This is a genomic window from Mesorhizobium sp. HAY1-8B (genome assembly GCF_056868045.1).
This window is the reverse complement of sequence record NZ_CP200321.1, coordinates 4,532,227-4,547,056: the sequence shown is the minus strand read 5'-3', so window position 1 is coordinate 4,547,056 and position 14,830 is coordinate 4,532,227. Positions and strand designations below refer to the sequence as shown.

Annotated in this window: 15 protein-coding genes and 1 pseudogene; 14 read left to right on the top strand and 2 right to left on the bottom strand. The window is 61.7% G+C overall.

The window, feature by feature from the left end:
• Positions 1-200: 200 nt before the first annotated feature.
• Entirely contained in the window at positions 201-3,005 is a 2,805-nt protein-coding gene (gene gyrA / locus AC1VON_RS21765) for a DNA gyrase subunit A (RefSeq protein ID WP_483124804.1), read from the top strand.
• Positions 3,006-3,073: 68 nt separating this feature from the next.
• On the opposite strand, the gene AC1VON_RS21760 is transcribed toward gyrA, so the two are convergent.
• A complete protein-coding gene (locus tag AC1VON_RS21760) occupies positions 3,074-3,226 on the bottom strand; it encodes a hypothetical protein (RefSeq protein ID WP_172350393.1) in 153 nt (50 codons plus the stop codon).
• Positions 3,227-3,420: 194 nt separating this feature from the next.
• Between AC1VON_RS21760 and coaD the strand changes: the two genes are divergently transcribed.
• The 7 genes from coaD to tgt all read left to right on the top strand — a co-directional run bounded on the left by coaD (position 3,421) and on the right by tgt (position 8,000).
• On the top strand, positions 3,421-3,921 hold the full coding sequence (gene coaD, locus AC1VON_RS21755) for a pantetheine-phosphate adenylyltransferase (RefSeq protein WP_172350394.1): 501 nt from the start codon (positions 3,421-3,423) through the stop codon (positions 3,919-3,921).
• Between the two features lie 109 nt (positions 3,922-4,030).
• Positions 4,031-4,525 (top strand): peptidylprolyl isomerase, encoded by a 495-nt coding sequence (locus tag AC1VON_RS21750; RefSeq protein ID WP_413814140.1) that lies wholly within the window; start codon positions 4,031-4,033, stop codon positions 4,523-4,525.
• A gap of 30 nt (positions 4,526-4,555) precedes the next feature.
• Positions 4,556-5,068 carry a peptidylprolyl isomerase gene (locus tag AC1VON_RS21745; protein WP_056576829.1) on the top strand — a complete coding sequence of 171 codons (513 nt, stop codon included), beginning with the start codon at positions 4,556-4,558 and terminating at the stop codon, positions 5,066-5,068.
• 12 nt (positions 5,069-5,080) lie between these two features.
• Positions 5,081-5,530 (top strand): DMT family transporter, encoded by a 450-nt coding sequence (locus AC1VON_RS21740; RefSeq protein ID WP_056576832.1) that lies wholly within the window; start codon positions 5,081-5,083, stop codon positions 5,528-5,530.
• Positions 5,530-6,618, top strand: a complete 1,089-nt coding sequence (gene queA / locus AC1VON_RS21735) for a tRNA preQ1(34) S-adenosylmethionine ribosyltransferase-isomerase QueA (RefSeq protein WP_483124803.1) — start codon at positions 5,530-5,532, stop codon at positions 6,616-6,618. The genes AC1VON_RS21740 and queA overlap by 1 nt, the downstream gene beginning before the upstream one ends.
• Positions 6,608-6,877: a hypothetical protein gene (locus AC1VON_RS21730; RefSeq protein WP_172350397.1), complete on the top strand. Its 270-nt coding sequence runs from the start codon at positions 6,608-6,610 to the stop codon at positions 6,875-6,877. Before queA ends, AC1VON_RS21730 begins: the two co-directional genes overlap by 11 nt.
• Positions 6,870-8,000 (top strand): tRNA guanosine(34) transglycosylase Tgt, encoded by a 1,131-nt coding sequence (gene tgt / locus AC1VON_RS21725; RefSeq protein ID WP_483124802.1) that lies wholly within the window; start codon positions 6,870-6,872, stop codon positions 7,998-8,000. Before AC1VON_RS21730 ends, tgt begins: the two co-directional genes overlap by 8 nt.
• A gap of 4 nt (positions 8,001-8,004) precedes the next feature.
• On the opposite strand, the gene AC1VON_RS21720 is transcribed toward tgt, so the two are convergent.
• Complete coding sequence (locus tag AC1VON_RS21720; protein WP_483124801.1) at positions 8,005-8,424, bottom strand: DUF4864 domain-containing protein; 420 nt, start codon at positions 8,422-8,424, stop codon at positions 8,005-8,007.
• A gap of 253 nt (positions 8,425-8,677) precedes the next feature.
• Here AC1VON_RS21720 and AC1VON_RS21715 point away from each other — a divergent pair, with 253 nt between their 5' ends.
• The 6 genes and pseudogenes from AC1VON_RS21715 to AC1VON_RS21690 all read left to right on the top strand — a co-directional run bounded on the left by AC1VON_RS21715 (position 8,678) and on the right by AC1VON_RS21690 (position 14,718).
• Entirely contained in the window at positions 8,678-8,914 is a 237-nt protein-coding gene (locus tag AC1VON_RS21715; protein ID WP_010909609.1) for an Lrp/AsnC family transcriptional regulator, read from the top strand.
• Positions 8,915-9,084: 170 nt separating this feature from the next.
• The gene (locus AC1VON_RS21710; protein ID WP_056576849.1) at positions 9,085-10,497 is read left to right on the top strand and encodes a circularly permuted type 2 ATP-grasp protein; all 1,413 of its coding nucleotides are present in this window, start codon (positions 9,085-9,087) and stop codon (positions 10,495-10,497) included.
• A gap of 91 nt (positions 10,498-10,588) precedes the next feature.
• On the top strand, positions 10,589-11,530 hold the full coding sequence (locus tag AC1VON_RS21705; RefSeq protein WP_172350400.1) for an alpha-E domain-containing protein: 942 nt from the start codon (positions 10,589-10,591) through the stop codon (positions 11,528-11,530).
• 7 nt (positions 11,531-11,537) lie between these two features.
• Positions 11,538-12,329, top strand: a complete 792-nt coding sequence (locus tag AC1VON_RS21700; protein WP_483124800.1) for a transglutaminase family protein — start codon at positions 11,538-11,540, stop codon at positions 12,327-12,329.
• 31 nt (positions 12,330-12,360) lie between these two features.
• A pseudogene (locus tag AC1VON_RS21695) lies at positions 12,361-13,093 on the top strand (proteasome-type protease).
• Between the two features lie 203 nt (positions 13,094-13,296).
• Positions 13,297-14,718, top strand: coding sequence for a pyridoxal phosphate-dependent decarboxylase family protein (locus AC1VON_RS21690; protein WP_483124799.1), 1,422 nt, complete (start codon positions 13,297-13,299; stop codon positions 14,716-14,718).
• The last annotated feature ends 112 nt before the right edge of the window (positions 14,719-14,830 follow it).

The window sequence follows — 14,830 nt, the reverse complement described above, 5'->3', positions numbered from 1 at the left end:
GCTTTCGCTTGGGGAAAACGGTCCATTGCCGGCTTTTGCCTTGTGGCGGCGAAAAGCGTTGTGGCCATATCGTCGCAATCAGCGGTATCCTTTTGAAATTACCACCAAAAATGACACTGGAAAAGTGCTGGGAATATTGGAGTTTCGGCGCTGCTTCCTATATAAGCGGTCAGTGATTCCTGATTAGATTGTGATCCGATTTGACCGACCAAAAACCCCCGCGCGGCGCCGACGGCGGCCCCACCGGCATCGAGCCCATCTCCATCATCGAGGAGATGCAGAGCTCCTATCTCTCTTACGCCATGAGCGTGATCGTCAGCCGTGCGCTGCCCGACGTGCGCGATGGCCTGAAGCCGGTGCATCGCCGCATCCTCTATGCGGCGCATGAGAGCGGCTACCACTGGAACCGCAAATATGTGAAGTCGGCGCGCCCGGTCGCCGACGTGATGGGTAAATACCATCCGCATGGCGACGCCTCGATCTATGACGCCTTGGTGCGCATGGCGCAGGATTGGTCGCTGCGCGTGCCGCTGATCGACGGGCAGGGCAATTTCGGCTCGATCGACGGCGATCCGCCGGCGGCGATGCGCTACACAGAATCGCGGCTGACCAAGGTCGCGCATGAGCTTCTGGAGGATATCGACAAGGACACTGTCGACTTCCAGGACACTTATGATGCTTCGGACACCGAACCGAAGGTTCTGCCGGCGCGCTTTCCCAATCTGCTGGTCAATGGCTCCGGCGGTATCGCCGTCGGCATGGCCACCAACATCCCGCCGCACAATCTTGGCGAAATCTGCAATGGCGCGATCGCCGTGATCGACAATCCGGCGATCGACCTGCCGGCGCTGATGGAGATCATTCCGGGCCCCGATTTCCCGACCGGCGGCATCGTGCTTGGTCGTTCCGGCATCTACAGCGCCTATTCGACCGGCCGTGGCTCCATCGTGATGCGCGGCAAGGTCAACATCGAGCAGCGCGGCAATGACCGCGAATCGATCATCATCACCGAAGTTCCCTACCAGGTGAACAAGGCCTCGATGATCGAGAAGATGGCCGAACTGGTGCGCGACAAGCGCATCGAGGGCATTTCCGACATCCGCGACGAAAGCGACCGCCAGGGTTATCGCGTCGTCATCGAGCTGAAGCGCGATGCCGTCGCCGACGTCATCCTCAACCAGCTTTACCGGTTCACGCCGCTGCAGACCTCGTTTGGTGCCAATATGGTGGCGCTGAATGGCGGCAAGCCGGAAGTGATGAACCTGACCGACATGCTGAAGGCGTTCGTCTCCTTCCGCGAGGAGGTCATCACAAGGCGGACGAAATTCCTGCTGCGCAAGGCGCGCGACCGCGCCCATGTGCTGGTTGGTCTCGCCATCGCCGTCGCCAATATCGACGAGGTCATCAAGCTGATCCGCACCGCGTCCGATCCGCAGACGGCGCGCGAACAGTTGATGGAGCGGCGCTGGCCGGCCGGCGATGTCGAATTGCTGATCCTTCTGATCGACGATCCGCGCCACCGCATCAACGAGGACGGCACCTACAATCTGTCCGAGGAACAGGCGCGCGCTATCCTCGAACTGCGCCTGCAGCGCCTGACGGCGCTCGGCCGCGACGAAATCGCCGACGAGCTGAACACGATCGGCGACGAGATCAAGGATTACCTCGACATCCTGTCGTCGCGCGCGCGCGTCCAGCAGATCGTCAAGGATGAGCTCGCCGCCGTGCGCGACGAGTTCAGCACGCCACGCCGCACCGAGCTCACCGACGGCGGCGCGGACATGGAAGACGAGGACCTGATCCAGCGCGAGGACATGGTCGTGACGGTGAGCCATTCCGGCTACATCAAACGCGTGCCGCTGTCGCTCTACCGAGCGCAGCGCCGCGGCGGCAAGGGCCGCTCCGGCATGTCGACCAAGGAAGAGGATTTCGTCACCCGGCTGTTCGTGGCCAACACGCATACGCCGGTGCTGTTCTTCTCTTCACGCGGCATCGTCTACAAGGAAAAGGTCTGGCGGCTGCCGATCGGCAATCCGCAGTCCCGCGGCAAGGCGCTGATCAACATGCTGCCGCTGGAGCAGGGCGAGCGCATCACCACCATCATGCCGCTGCCCGAGGACGAGACAAGCTGGGGCGAGCTCGACGTGATGTTCGCCACCACGCGCGGCACCGTGCGCCGCAACAAGCTATCCGACTTCGTCCAGGTCAACCGCAACGGCAAGATCGCCATGAAACTGGAGGAGGAGGGCGACGAGATCCTCGGCGTCGAGACCTGCACCGACAATGACGATGTGCTTTTGACCGCCAGTTCCGGCCAGTGCATCCGCTTCTCCGTCGGCGACGTGCGCGTCTTCCAGAGCCGCAACTCTGTCGGCGTGCGCGGCATCACCATGGCCGAAACCGACCGCATCATTTCGATGTCGGTGATCGAGAATGTCGACGCTTCGCCGGCCGAGCGTGCGGCCTATCTCAAGCGGGCCGCGGCCGAACGGCGGGCTGCCGCCGGCGTAGCGGCCGGTGAAGAGGAAGAGATTGCGCTGACCAACGAAGAAATCGGCGAGGAGACGGAGCTTTCCGACGAACGCTACGAGTTCCTCAAGGCACATGAGCAGTATGTGTTGACGGTGACCGAGTATGGCTACGGCAAGCGCTCGTCTTCCTACGATTTCCGCCTGACCGGACGTGGCGGCAAGGGCATCCGGGCCACCGACGTGTCGAAGACGGCCGAGATCGGCCGGCTGGTGGCAACCTTCCCGGTCGGCAATGACGACCAGATCATGCTGGTGTCGGATGGTGGCACCGTCATCCGTGTGCCCGTCAACGGCATCCGTTTTGCCAGCCGCGCCACCAAGGGCGTGACCATCTTCAATACGGCTGAAGGTGAGAAGGTGGTTTCGGTCGAGCGGATCTCGGAGCCGCAAGCGGAGGAAGAGGGCGAAGAAACCGTCGAGGGTGGCGCTGAGTCCGATCCGGTGGCGGATACTGGCTCGGATAGCGCTGAGTAAGCCCTGGACCGGTTTTTGACATAGCAACGCCGACCCATTGGCCGGCGCGGCAGCAAGTGTGGAATGACCTAGTAGTGACGATACGGCTTGCGCGGGCCGAAACCTTCGAAGCGCTTGGTGGTTACCTTGACGCGGACGCGTTGTGCCTCCTGATGCAGCCCGAATACGGTGGCGATCAGCATGGCGACGGTCATTGCGGTGGCGAGCATGTAGATCAGCATGTGCGTGTTCTCCTGCGCCTTACAACGGATAGATGGGATTTTGGTTTCATCTTATTAAGGTGCAACCTAGTGAACGCTGCGTGAAGGCTTCGTGATCAGCGTGTTCATCTGTCGTTCATGCGCCGGAAAAGGTTCACGGCCAGCGCGCCGATCGGATTTGCCTTTGCGAGAGAGGCTCGCTAGAAGCACCTGCCATGACCGAACGCATCGCCCTTTATGCCGGCTCCTTCGACCCACTGACCAACGGCCATCTCGATGTGCTGAAGGCGTCGCTGGCGGTTGCCGACATCGTTTATGCCGCGATCGGCATTCATCCCGGCAAGAAGCCGCTGTTCTCCTTCGAGGAACGGGTCCAGTTGATCGAAGCCGCCACGAAAGCCGAATTTGGCAGCGATGGCGCCCGCATCAAGGTGGTCGCCTTCGACGGGCTTGTCATCGATGCCGCGAGGAAGCAGGGTGCCTCGATCATGATCCGCGGCCTGCGCGACGGAACCGATCTCGACTACGAGATGCAGATGGCCGGCATGAACGAGACCATGGCGCCTGAATTGCAGACGGTCTTTCTGCCCGCCAGCCCGTCGGTACGCACCATTACCGCCACACTTGTACGGCAGATAGCCTCGATGGGCGGCAACATCCGCCCCTTCGTGCCGGCGGCAGTTGCTGGCGCGCTCACCGCCAAATTCGCGAAATAAGCCTCGGAGAAAACACATGCAGCTGAAAAGGCTCGCCTCGTTCCTTGTCGTGCTCGCCGGTCTTTTGACCGCTTCCGTTTCCGCCTATGCCGCAGATCCCGAAAACACCATGATCATCACGCTGAAGGACGGCGACGTCACGATCGCGCTGCGGCCCGACCTGGCGCCCAAGCATGTCGCGCAGATCAAGAAGCTCGTGCGAGACCATGCCTATGACAATGTCGCCTTCCACCGCGTCATCGACGGCTTCATGGCGCAGACTGGCGACGTCAAGTTCGGCAATATGAAGAAAGGTTTCAACTCGCAAGCCGTGGGCACCGGCGGCTCGGACCTGCCCGACCTTCCGGCCGAGTTCTCGCAGACCGAGCACTACAAGCGCGGCGTGGTCGGCATGGCCCGCTCGCAGGATCCGAACTCCGCCAATTCGCAGTTCTTCATCATGTTCGCGCCGGCGCCGCCGCTCGACGGCCAGTACACCATCGTCGGCAACGTCGTCAGCGGCATGGAGTTGGTGGACAAGATCAAGAAGGGTGACGAGGCCGACAACGGTACGGTCACCGACCCGGACCGGATGATCAAGGTGCGCATCGCCGCGGACAAATAATTCTGTTTTTTGAGAAAAAGGATATCTGACATGGCTGAGATCAAGGACCGCGAGAACGCGCTCATCCTGGAAACGACCAAGGGCAAGGTCGTCATCGAACTTTTCCCCGACCTGGCTCCCGGCCACGTCGCCCGCATCAAGGAACTGGCCAGGGAAGGCGCCTATGACGGCGTGGTCTTCCACCGCGTCATCGACGGCTTCATGGCGCAGACCGGCGACGTGAAGTTCGGCAATTCGAACAAGCCGACCTTTGCTCCTTCGCGCGCGGGCATGGGCGGTTCCGACAAGCCGGACCTGAAGGCTGAGTTCTCCAACGCCAACCATGGCCGCGGCACCTGCTCGATGGCGCGTGCGCAGAACCCGAACTCGGCCAATTCGCAGTTCTTCATCTGCTTCGACGATGCCGCTTTCCTCAACCGCCAGTATACGGTCTGGGGCCAGGTCATCGAAGGCATGGACAATGTCGACAAGATCAAGCGCGGCGAGCCGGTTGTAGATCCCGACAAGATCGTGTCGCTGAAGGTCGCGGCGGACGTGAAGTAAGGCGAAACGACAATGATGGGCGTCGTCTGGTCGCTTCTCGGCATCCTGTCCGGCGCCTTCATTGCCATTCAGGCCCCGATCAATTCGCAGCTGGCTCGCGGCCTGGGTCTCCCGGTCGCGGCTGCTGCCTTCTCGTTCCTGTCGGGCGCCATCGTGCTCGGCATCATCTCCGTCACGGTGGTGAAGCTGCAAGGCATCTCGCTCGACTGGAAGGCGCCAGCGCCGTGGCTGTTCGTCGCCGGCGGCATGCTCGGCGGCTTCTATGTCACGCTCTCCACAATCCTGACTCCGCGCATCGGGGCCGCCGCCTTGATGGCGTTCCTGGTGGCCGGCCAGCTGCTGGCCGGCATGCTTATCGATCGCGTCGGCTTCCTTGGCGTCGCGGTGCGCGAGATCTCGCTCGGCCGGGTCGCCGGCGCGGTGCTGCTGCTGGTCGGAGCGCTGCTCGTCCGGCTTTACTGATGCGCGTCGATCTCTTTGACTTCGACCTGCCGGAGGAGCGCATCGCGCTCCGCCCGGCAGAACCGCGCGACAGCGCCAAGATGCTGGTGGTCAAGCCGGGCGAAGAGCTTGAAGACCGGGCGGTTGGCGACCTGCCATCCCTGCTCAGGGCCGGCGACGTGCTGGTGTTCAACGACACCAAGGTCATTCCGGCACAGCTCAAAGGCATCAGGCGGCGCGGCGAAGCGGCGGCGCAAGTCGAAGCGACACTGCATATGCGCGTGGCGACGGACCGTTGGCTGGCCTTCATGCGGCCCGGCAAGCGTATCGCCGCCGGCGACCGCATCCATTTCGGCCATGACGGCAATTCCTGTTTCCTGGGCCAGCTCGACGCCACCGTTGTCGAGAAAGGCGAGGGCGGCGAGGCGCTGCTTGGCTTCGACCTGTCGGGGCCTTTCCTCGACGAAGCGCTGCACGCCGTCGGTCACATCCCTCTGCCTCCCTACATCGCTTCGAAGCGCGATGACGATGAGCGCGACCGGGCCGACTACCAGACCATCTATGCAAGGGAGGAAGGCGCTGTTGCCGCCCCTACCGCCGGCTTGCATTTCACGCCGGAGCTTTTTGCTGCTCTCGACGCCAAGGGTGTCGAACGCCACTTCGTGACTTTGCATGTCGGCGCCGGCACGTTCCTGCCGGTCAAGGCCGACGACACCGCCGATCACAAGATGCATGCCGAGATCGGTTCGGTCAGTGAAGCGACTGCCAACGCGCTCAACGCGGCCAAGGTGAGGGGCGGACGCATCATTGCCGTTGGCACGACCTCGCTTCGCCTGCTTGAGAGTGCCGCGCGTGAGGACGCTTCGCTCGCTGCCTGGTCAGGCCCGACCGACATCTTCATCACACCCGGCTACCATTTTCGCACGGCCGACATGCTGATAACCAATTTCCATCTGCCGCGCTCGACGCTGTTCATGCTGGTTTCGGCCTTCAGCGGTCTCGACACAATGCGTGCCGCCTATGCGCATGCCATTGCGAACCGGTACAGGTTCTACTCCTATGGAGACGCAAGCCTGCTTTATCGAGCGGAGATGAGCGATGGACGATGATCTGCAAGCCCTCGATCGCGAAGGCCTGATCGCCGAAGTGAAAAAGCTGCGCGCCGGCATTCGCGCGCATCGTGACACGTCAGGCCATGATCTCTGCTGGCATCACCCGGATTTGTGGGACCTGCTGCCTGAAAAGACCGAGCCGTCGATCGCCGTGCCGCCCTGGCCAAAATTCATGCGCGGCTGCGTGCAATACCGCCAGTCGCTCGACAGGCAGGCGCCTGACGCGCCGGTTCATGACAAGGAATTCAATGGCTAAGCCGTTCAGCTTCAAGGTTCTGGCGACCGACGGCAAGGCGCGGCGCGGTGTCATCGACATGCCGCGCGGTGAAATCCGCACGCCGGCCTTCATGCCGGTCGGCACCGGCGGCACCGTCAAGGCCATGTATATGGACCAGGTGCGCGGCGTCGGCGCCGACATCATCCTGGGCAATACCTATCACCTGATGCTGCGGCCGGGCGCCGAGCGCGTGGCGCGGCTCGGCGGCCTGCATGAATTCGCCCGCTGGCCGCATCCGATCCTGACCGACAGCGGCGGTTTTCAGGTGATGTCGCTGTCGAAGCTGAGGAAACTGACCGAAAAAGGCGTCACCTTCCGCTCGCATATCGATGGCGCAGCCTACGAGATGTCGCCGGAGCGTTCCATCGAGATTCAAGGGCTGCTTGATTCCGATATCCAGATGCAGCTCGACGAATGCACGGCGCTGCCGGCTGAATTGAAGGAGATCGAGCGCGCGATGGAGCTGTCGCTGCGCTGGGCCGAGCGCTGCAAGGTGGCGTTCGGCGACCAGCCCGGCAAGGCGATGTTCGGCATCGTGCAGGGCGGCGACAACGCGGCGCTCAGGGTGCGCTCGGCGCAGGGGCTGAGCGCGATGAATCTCAAGGGTTATGCGGTCGGCGGCTTGGCCGTCGGCGAGCCGCAAGCGGTGATGCTCGATATGCTCGACATCACCTGTCCGGAACTGCCTGATGACAAGCCGCGCTATCTCATGGGTGTCGGTACGCCTGACGATATCCTGAAATCGGTGGCGCGCGGCATCGACATGTTCGATTGCGTCATGCCGACGCGGGCCGGCCGGCACGGCCTTGCCTATACAAGGCGCGGCAAGGTCAATCTGCGCAACGCGCGCCATGCGGACGACCCGCGACCGCTGGACGAGGAAAGCGACTGCCCCGCAGCGCGGGATTATTCGCGCGCCTATCTGCATCATCTCGTGCGCTCGCAGGAGGCGCTTGGCGCGATGCTGCTCACCTGGAACAATCTTTCCTACTACCAGAAGCTGATGCGGGACATTCGAGCCGGGATCGAGACCGGGAGCTTCGAGACGCGTGGGACCGAGATCACGGAGGGCTGGGCGAGGGGCGACATCCCCGCCCTGTAAAACCTCAGGTGCTCAACGAGTTCGATGCGCGCAGGCTGCAGCCTGTAATCCGGAACGTGCCGTCGGGCTGCTGCTGCAGCGTATAGACCGCCTCATAATCCTTGCCGTCCGGGCCGACGATAAGCACCTGCTGGATGATCGAACCCGGGCCCGTCTGTTCGACCTTGCCGAAGGCATAGGACTGTGGCTTGCGCACCGGCGGGTAGCCATTGGTCACCATGTTCATGAAGGCATCGACGGTCGGGAACACCTGCTTCACGTTCGGGGCGGCGAAGCTGTAGGCCTTGGCGCCATCATCAGCGAGGAGGGCCTTCAACTGGCCATCGATGGCAGCCTGGCCAGCCTTGATTTCGGCATCGCCGGCAAAGGCCGAGGATATGAAGATGAATGGAATGACTGCGAATGCGAAAAAAGCGCGGCGCATGGCCTGTCTCCGTCGTTCCTCGGAATGGTCCCTCAAAAATGATGTCCGAAGACCCACGATAACATACGCTTGGCGATGCATCCCGGTTTCACCGATTGCGAATATTCGCCACTGGAATGTCATGCCGGTTGCGGAGCTGCGCGAGGCCGTGGCCAGTGCCCGTGTCGGCTAAGTACGGATTCCAATGCTTGAAAGGCCGCCTCCAGTCTGCCAGAAGGGCCGCTTGGACTTGGACGTTTAGCGGGACGAAGCCATGAAGGCGTTTTTCGTGCAGATCAAATGCGAGCTGGGCAAATCCTATGAGGTCGCCAGCGCGCTTGCCGATGCCGAGATCGCCTCGGAGATTTACTCCACCGCCGGCAACTACGATCTACTCGCCAAATTCTATGTCGACGATGAGGAAGATGTCGGCCACTTCGTCAACGAGAAGGTGCAGATTCTCCCCGGCATCAAGGACACGTTCACGGTCGTCACGTTTCGCGCCTTCTAGCCGGGAATGCATGTGCCCGGGCGCGAGGCAAAGCCTGATCAAGGCCGTATTTCAGCTGCCTCAATTTTAGGCAGGCGCGACATACTGATCACCCGGACCTCCCAAATCACCGATTGCGCTTGATTTTCTCCGACGACGCCAGTGAAATGGCGTCACAGGGGAGTATGCGATTGGCAGCGTTCGATGAAATGCTTCCGGAAGTCTCCGGATTGAGAAGACCGTATTCGGCTTATGATCGCTGGCTGAAGGAGCAGGATCCAGCCAGGCTTACCGAGAAGATGCAGGACGCCGAACGCGTCTTCCGCAAAACCGGAATCACCTTTGCCGTCTACGGCGAGCAAGAGGCGTCCGAGAGACTTATTCCCTTCGACATCGTTCCGCGCATCATTTCAGGCAATGAGTGGCGCCGCCTGACGCAAGGCATCGAACAGCGCGTGCAGGCACTGAACGCCTTCCTCGACGACATCTACCATCGCCAGGAAATCCTGCGCGCCGGCCGTGTCCCCAGGGACCTCATCGCCAGGAACGAGGCTTTCCTGCCGGAGATGATCGGGGTGCGGCCGCCGGCCGGCGTCTACACTCATATCATCGGCGTCGACATCGTGCGCATCAGCGAGGACGAATTCTACGTGCTGGAGGACAATGCACGCACGCCGTCGGGTGTCTCCTACATGCTGGAGAACCGCGAGACGATGATGCAGCTGTTCCCCGAGCTGTTCCAGAAGATCAAGGTACGGCCGGTCGAGAACTACCCGCAGCTGCTGCGCCAGTCGCTGGCGGCGGTGCGGCCGCAGAGCACCAAGGGCGCTCCGACCATCGCGGTGCTGACACCCGGCAGTTTCAACTCGGCCTATTTCGAGCACGCCTTCCTTGCCGACCAGATGGGTGTGCAACTGGTCGAGGGGCAGGATCTGCGCGTCGTCGACGGCCATGTCGCGATGCGCACGACCGAGGGCTACAAGCAGATCGATGTGCTTTATCGCCGCGTCGATGATTCCTTCCTCGACCCGCTGACCTTCCGGCCGGATTCGGCCCTTGGCATACCCGGCATCATGGATGTCTACCGCGCCGGCAACATCACCATCGCCAATGCGCCGGGCACTGGTATCGCCGACGACAAGGCGATCTATTCCTACATGCCCGAGATCGTCGAGTTCTACACAGGCCGCAAGGCGATCCTCGGCAACATCCCGACATGGCGCTGTTCCGAGCCGGACAGCCTGAAATATGTGCTCGAGCACATCCATGAGCTGGTGATCAAGGAAGTGCACGGTTCCGGCGGCTACGGCATGCTGGTCGGCCCGGCGGCGACCAAGAAGGAATGCGAGGCGTTCGCCAAGAAACTGGCCGCGAAGCCTTCCAACTATATCGCCCAGCCGACACTGGCACTGTCGACCTGTCCTATCCTGACCGACAAGGGGCTGGCACCGCGCCATGTCGACCTCAGGCCCTACGTGCTGGTTTCCGACCGCATCCAGATCGTGCCTGGTGGCCTGACGCGCGTGGCGTTGAAGGAAGGCTCGCTGGTGGTCAATTCCTCGCAGGGCGGCGGAACGAAAGATACCTGGGTGTTGGATGATTGAGACGAGCGGGGGGACGCAGCAGTCATGAGACGTATTCTTCGCTATTCGCCACTCGCCATTCGCCTTTCGCCCGACACCGGAGCAAGCTGACATGCTTTTGGGCCGCACCGCCAACGGGCTCTACTGGATGAACCGCTATATAGAGCGGGCCGAAAACATGGCGCGGCTAGTCGATGCCGGGCTGCGCATGGCGCTGACCCGCACGCAAAGCGCGTCGGAGGAATGGAATTCGGTGCTGCTCAGCGCCGGCTCGGATGTCGCTTTCACGCAGAAGTACTCGGACTACACGGCCGCGAACGTGGCCGATTTTCTGCTTCGCGACACCTCGAACCCGTCGAGCGCGATGTCGTCGATCGAGACGGCCCGCAACAATGCCCGCATGGTGCGCACCGCGCTGACGCGAGAGACCTGGGAAAGCATCAACGAAGCCTGGATGTCACTGAAGCGGATGCTGGCTAGGCCGATCGACGAGCGTGACCTGCCAAGCGTCCTCGACGCGATCAAACGCGAGACGGCGCTGATCCGTGGTTCGTTCTACGGCACCATGCTGCGCAACGAAATCTTCGACTTCTCGCAACTCGGCACCTATGTCGAGCGCGCCGACAACACAGCACGCATCCTCGATGTGAAATATTACGTGCTGTTGCCGTCGATCTCCTGGGTCGGCTCGACGCTCGACAACTATCAGTGGGAATCGATCCTGCGTTCGGTGTCGGCGCATCGTTCCTACCGCTGGGTCTACGACGCCGACTACAAGCCGACCAACATCGCCGATTACCTGATCCTCAACGTACGCATGCCGCGTTCGCTGACTTTCTGCTACCGCTTCCTGTCCGAACATCTGAAATTCCTCAGCGATGATTACGGCGAGCGCCACGCCTGCCACGCAACGGCGGAGAAGACGCAGACCATGCTGAGGGCAGGGTCGATCAAGGATATTTTTGATGCCGGCCTGCATGAGTTCCTGGCCAACTTCATTCGCGACAACACCAGGCTCGGCGACGAGATCGCGCAGGATTACCGGTTTTATTGAGGAAGCCATGAGGCTCAAGATCACGCACCGGACCGAATACCGCTACGACACCCCGGTGCAATATCTGCTGCAACGGCTGCGGCTGCTGCCGGTGAGCGGGCAGACACAGACGGTGCTGTCATGGGCGCTGAAGGTCGACGGCGCGCGCGAGGAAGTGCGATTTACCGACCACTACGGCAACGACACCCGACTGTTGAGCGTCGAGGGTGACCATGACTTCATCACGGTCGAGGCGTCTGGCGAGGTGGTGACGCGCGACACGTCAGGCGTTAGCGGGCCGCATCACGGCTTCGCGCCGCTGTGGTTGTTTGCGCAGGAGACACCGCTGACCACCATAGGCGGCGGCATTCGCGATCTTGCCGAATCGGTCGGCGCGGGCACCGATATCGAAAGGCTGCATCGGCTGATGGCAATGATCGGCGAGCGTGTCGCCTACACGCCGGGCACCACCAATGCGACGACACCGGCGGAAGAGGCGCTGGCGCTGAAAACCGGGGTTTGCCAGGACCACAGCCATATCTTTGCCGCCACCGCGCGCGCCATGGGTTTTCCGTCGCGCTACATCAGCGGCTATCTGATGATGGACGCCGTCGAACAAGCGGCAAGCCACGCCTGGGCCGAAGCGCATGTCCCGGGCCTCGGCTGGGTTGCCTTCGACCCCGCCAACGGTATTTCTCCCGACGAACGCTATGTGAAGGTCGCCACCGGCCGCGACTACCGCGATGCCTCGCCGGTATCGGGAATTCGGCTGGGGCAGGCGGAAGAACAGCTTGCGGTCACCGTCACGGTAGAGCAGTAATCCCGCAAGGATTAGTGCCAGAAGAGATTCCATGACCTATTGCGTCGGCCTGAAGATCGATCGCGGGCTCGTGTTCATGTCGGACACGCGCACCAATGCCGGCATGGATTCGATCTCGACCTTCAAGAAGATGCATGTCTGGGAGCAGCCCGGCGAACGCGTCATCGTGCTTATGTCGGCCGGTAATCTGGCGACGACACAGGCCGTGGTCAGCCTGCTCGACGAGCGTACCAAGGCGGTCGGCGATCGTCACGAGAAGCTCCTGGACACACCGTCCATGTACCAGACGGTGCGGCTGGTCGGCGACACGGTCAAGGAGGTGATCGCGCATTCCTCGCCCGCCGGCGAGAAGGCCGATTCCTATTTCAATGCCTCCTTCATCCTCGGCGGACAGATCAAGGGCAGTCCGCCACGGCTGTTCATGATCTATCCCGAGGGCAATTTCATCGAGTTCGACCGACGACACGCCGTTCTTTCAGATCGGCGAGACCAAATATGGCAAGCCGATCATCATTCGCGCCTATGAGCGGACCATGAGCCTGGCCGAGACGGTGAAGCTGCTCCTGGTGTCGTTCGATTCGACGCTGAAATCGAACCTGTCGGTTGGCTTGCCGCTCGACCTGCTGTTCCTGGAGAAGGATATTTTCAAGGTTGGCCTGAAGAAGCGGATTGGTCAGGACGACCAGTATTACCGCACGATCTCCGATGGCTGGTCGAATGCGTTGAAGACGGCTTTTGCCAGCCTGCCGGATTTCCCGGGCTAATGCATGTCGCCCAAGCGTCCCCGGTTTTGGGCGCATGAAAACAAGGACCAAAGCGCATCACCGTCGATCCGATCAAATGCGATGCGCTTCAGGGCGCGGCGCGGCGCGCGACAGCCGTTGAATCTATTTTACATGTTAATTAATCGTGGAATTCGAGAGCCGGGCCAGGGGTGCCGGATTTGCGATCATGTCGGGAGGACAGGATGAACAACAACGAGTTCCGGCAATGGTCGCAACGTGCCGCCGACTGGGGCGCCGACTATCGCAATTCGTTGCGCGAGCGACCGGTGCGACCGCTGGTCGATCCGGGCGACATTTTCAGGAGCATCGAAGCCTCTCCGCCCGAAGACGCCGAACCGATGGACAAGATCTTCGCCGACTTCGAGGAGAAGATCGTGCCGGGGATGACGCATTGGCAGCATCCGCGCTTCTTCGCCTATTTCCCGGCCAACGCGGCGCCCGTCTCGGTGGTGGCCGAGTACCTGGTGTCGGCGATGGCCGCGCAATGCATGCTTTGGCAGACGTCGCCGGCTGCGACCGAACTCGAAACACGCACCGTCGACTGGATGCGCCAGGCGCTCGGCCTTCCCGAAGGATTCTCCGGCGTTATCCAGGATTCCGCCTCGTCGGCGACACTCAATGCCGTGCTGACCATGCGCGAGCGGGCGCTGGATTGGCAAGGCAACAAAAAGGGACTGGCCGGCCAAGCACGGCTGCGCGTCTATTCCTCGGATCAGGTGCACACTTCGATCGACCGCGCGATATGGGTTTCGGGCATCGGCGAGGACAATCTGGTGCGCATTCCCGTCAGCGGCCGCTTCCGCTCCATGGATACAGCAGCGCTGGAAGCGGCAATCGTCGCTGATCGTGCGGCTGGAATGCTGCCTGCCGGCATTATAGGCAGCGTCGGTGGAACCAGCATCGGCGGCACGGACGATATCGCCGCGGTCGCCGGTGTGGCGCGCCGGCATGGGCTCTATTTGCATGTCGATGCCGCCTGGGCCGGATCGGCAATGATCTGCCCGGAGTATCGTCATTTCTGGGCCGGCGCCGAACAAGCGGATTCTGTCGTCTTCAACCCGCACAAATGGCTGGGCGCGCAGTTCGACTGCTCCATCCAGTTCTTGCGACAGCCGGAAGACCTGGTGCGCACACTGGCGATCAAGCCCGAATTCCTCAAGACGCACGGACGTGACGGCATCATCAACTATTCCGAATGGTCGGTGCCGCTCGGCCGGCGCTTCCGCGCCTTGAAATTGTGGTTCCTGCTGCGCGCCCACGGGCTGCAAAACCTGCGCGCCATGATCCGCAACCATGTCGCGTGGAGCGAGGGGCTTGCCGCACGGCTGGCAGGAGAGCCGGATTTCGAAATCGTCAGCGAACCGATGCTGTCGCTGTTTTCGTTCCGGCACAAAACGACCTCAAGCGCTGATGCCGACGAGCATAATCTGCGGCTGGTCAATGCGATCAACGACGATGGCCGTATCTACCTGACGCAGACGAGGCTGGACGGCCAGGTGGCAATACGGTTCCAGGTCGGCCAATTCGAAACGACAGCTGATGATGTCGACGCGGCTTTTGCCATCATCACCGAAATCGCCAGGAATGGTGTGGTCCAGCCCTGATGGCGTTGCGTTTCGGCTTTGCCTTGGCGATCGGGTAATTTCTGTTAGCCGGCTTATACCTTTTCATGGCTTTCGCTTTCGTCTATAGACAAGAAAAACGAAAACGGGAGCT

Excerpts from the sequence above, each read along its gene's own strand:
- AC1VON_RS21760 (WP_172350393.1), bottom strand. The coding sequence starts at position 3,226 with ATGCTGATCTACATGCTCGCCACCGCAATGACCGTCGCCATGCTGATC.
- AC1VON_RS21740 (WP_056576832.1), top strand. The coding sequence starts at position 5,081 with ATGATGGGCGTCGTCTGGTCGCTTCTCGGCATCCTGTCCGGCGCCTTC.
- AC1VON_RS21690 (WP_483124799.1), top strand. The coding sequence starts at position 13,297 with ATGAACAACAACGAGTTCCGGCAATGGTCGCAACGTGCCGCCGACTGG.
- coaD (WP_172350394.1), top strand. The coding sequence starts at position 3,421 with ATGACCGAACGCATCGCCCTTTATGCCGGCTCCTTCGACCCACTGACC.
- AC1VON_RS21705 (WP_172350400.1), top strand. The coding sequence starts at position 10,589 with ATGCTTTTGGGCCGCACCGCCAACGGGCTCTACTGGATGAACCGCTAT.
- AC1VON_RS21715 (WP_010909609.1), top strand. The coding sequence starts at position 8,678 with ATGAAGGCGTTTTTCGTGCAGATCAAATGCGAGCTGGGCAAATCCTAT.
- AC1VON_RS21730 (WP_172350397.1), top strand. The coding sequence starts at position 6,608 with ATGGACGATGATCTGCAAGCCCTCGATCGCGAAGGCCTGATCGCCGAA.
- tgt (WP_483124802.1), top strand. The coding sequence starts at position 6,870 with ATGGCTAAGCCGTTCAGCTTCAAGGTTCTGGCGACCGACGGCAAGGCG.
- queA (WP_483124803.1), top strand. The coding sequence starts at position 5,530 with ATGCGCGTCGATCTCTTTGACTTCGACCTGCCGGAGGAGCGCATCGCG.
- AC1VON_RS21745 (WP_056576829.1), top strand. The coding sequence starts at position 4,556 with ATGGCTGAGATCAAGGACCGCGAGAACGCGCTCATCCTGGAAACGACC.
- AC1VON_RS21700 (WP_483124800.1), top strand. The coding sequence starts at position 11,538 with ATGAGGCTCAAGATCACGCACCGGACCGAATACCGCTACGACACCCCG.
- AC1VON_RS21750 (WP_413814140.1), top strand. The coding sequence starts at position 4,031 with ATGATCATCACGCTGAAGGACGGCGACGTCACGATCGCGCTGCGGCCC.
- AC1VON_RS21720 (WP_483124801.1), bottom strand. The coding sequence starts at position 8,424 with ATGCGCCGCGCTTTTTTCGCATTCGCAGTCATTCCATTCATCTTCATA.